General features: G+C 41.6%; 2 protein-coding genes. One reads left to right on the top strand and one right to left on the bottom strand.

Annotated elements, in window-relative coordinates; genetic code table 11:
- Positions 1-202: 202 nt before the first annotated feature.
- The gene (locus FFR48_RS27610) at positions 203-433 is read right to left on the bottom strand and encodes a hypothetical protein (RefSeq protein WP_236104221.1); all 231 of its coding nucleotides are present in this window, start codon (positions 431-433) and stop codon (positions 203-205) included.
- A 321-nt stretch (positions 434-754) separates the two neighbouring features.
- On the opposite strand from FFR48_RS27610, the gene FFR48_RS27605 reads away from it, so the two are divergent.
- Positions 755-1927, top strand: a 1173-nt coding sequence (locus tag FFR48_RS27605; RefSeq protein WP_201277701.1) for a caspase family protein, incomplete at its 3' end; no start/stop codon positions are given.

Here is a 1927-nt window from a genome sequence, read left to right as displayed (position 1 = left end):
AAGACTTGGGGGACAAGGAAGGACAGTGGACAAGGGAGGAAAACAGTACAAAATCATCTTCTCTTGGTAACAAAAAGACCATTGTGCTGATAAAATCTTCCTTGTCTACTTTCCCTCCTTGTCTTCCTGGTCCTGCCTTCACAGATAATATTAAAAACCTACCCCTGTGAGCTGCCCCCTACCTCCCACACCATTTTCCCTATTATTGTTTTGGTTGAGGATCATCATCTGTGGTTGGTTGCTCAATAGCTAAATCAACTCTAGCGGTGTAAGCTTGCACAATTTGCGGTGCGATCGCCTCCGTAGCCAACCAGAGAGGAAAAGCCAGCAAAAGCCAACATCCACCTTGAATTATCCGGATTTTCCTGCCAAATTGGCCAATAAATGAAAAGGGGATGATTGATGATGGTGAAAAGCTGTAAATCCTGTTCATAAACTTGAGCTACTTCTGAAGTATGACAGAGCATTTTAATCTAATGCTGGTATTTTCCGATATCTTAACGTCATAAGAACTACTTGAGTAAGAATTCAGAAGTCAGGAGTCGTAGGGGCGAAGCATTGGGAAAACAACCTGGGACAAAAATTGATAATTTATCGCCCGAATGCTTCGCCCGTAAAGAAGTCAGGAGTCGTAGGGGCGAAGCATTCGGAAAACAACCTGGGACAAAAATTGATAATTTATCGCCCGAATGCTTCGCCCGTAAAGGAGTCAGAACAACTTTCAACAAGTAAACAAAAACCGACAATGAGCGGGATGGTAAATTACTGGGCGATCGCTATTGGCATCAATCAATATGAGTTATTTCAACCTTTAAGTTGCGCTCAAAACGATGCGGAGGCACTAAAGGATTTCTTGGTGACAGAAGTAGGTTTTTTACCCCAAAATTGCCTACTGATGACAAATACTTCACCACCGATAGGGGAAAGATCCTCTTATCCAACCCAAGACAATATTCTAGTTTTATTGGAGGAATTAGCAGCAAAATCTTGCCAACCAGAGGACTATCTATGGTTTTTCTTCAGCGGTTACGGTGTCAACTATAATGACAAAGATTATTTAATGCCGGCTGATGGAAATCCTGATCAGGTGTTAGAAACTGGCATAGCTGTGAAACAACTGATGCAAAGTTTCCATGCTGCCAAGTTGAATGTATTACTAATATTTGATATTAACCGCGCCTTTGGTACACAAGCTGATGCTCCCGTAGGTCAAGAAATTATTGACACCGCCAAAGAACTAGAAATGGCTGTCATGCTTTCTTGTCAACCAGAGCAATTTTCCCACGAAATTAGTGAACTAGGTCATGGCTTATTTACAACAGCATTATTAGAAGCTTTATTTTCTGGCAAAGGTAGCAGCTTAAAAGATTTAGACACCTATCTGAGTTATCTCACCCCAGAACTATGTCAACATCATTGGCGGCCTCTTCAAAATCCTGTCATTTTCATCCCTGACAGTCCTCCAGTCATGATTCCCATCTTGACATTAGATAATGATTCCCAAACCGAGCCACTGATTTTTCCTGAAGAAAACTTTGCCGTTGCTACCTCCTCAGTGACACAGAAAGAGTCTAAAAATTCCCCTACAGAAAAAGCTTGGTGGACGGAAAATAAAACCGCAGAAACTACCCTCAACAAAACTTCTTCACAGTTAGATCAGTCTACAAATTCAGAGACATCTGTTACTAATTCAACTGTAGATACTAATGAAATCTTGGCAACTTCCCCAGAATTAAACACCGGCGCTAGATTTATTCCCGCTGCTGCTAAAGACTACGCCCAACCTGCTATTCAGTCAGAAACTCCCATTTGGAAACAATTTATTTTGTGGGGGGGCGGTAGCATGACTATCGTCGCTTTAATTACAACTTTTGTTCTTCGCAATCAGGCGAGTTTTCGCTTCCATAAATTATCAGCATCCCTAAAA

It is taken from the genome of Sphaerospermopsis reniformis (genome assembly GCF_005402885.1).
Taxonomy (GTDB): Bacteria; Cyanobacteriota; Cyanobacteriia; order Cyanobacteriales; family Nostocaceae; genus Sphaerospermopsis; species Sphaerospermopsis kisseleviana.
The sequence above is the reverse complement of the archived record's forward strand: the minus strand, read 5'-3'. Positions and strand labels throughout refer to the sequence as shown.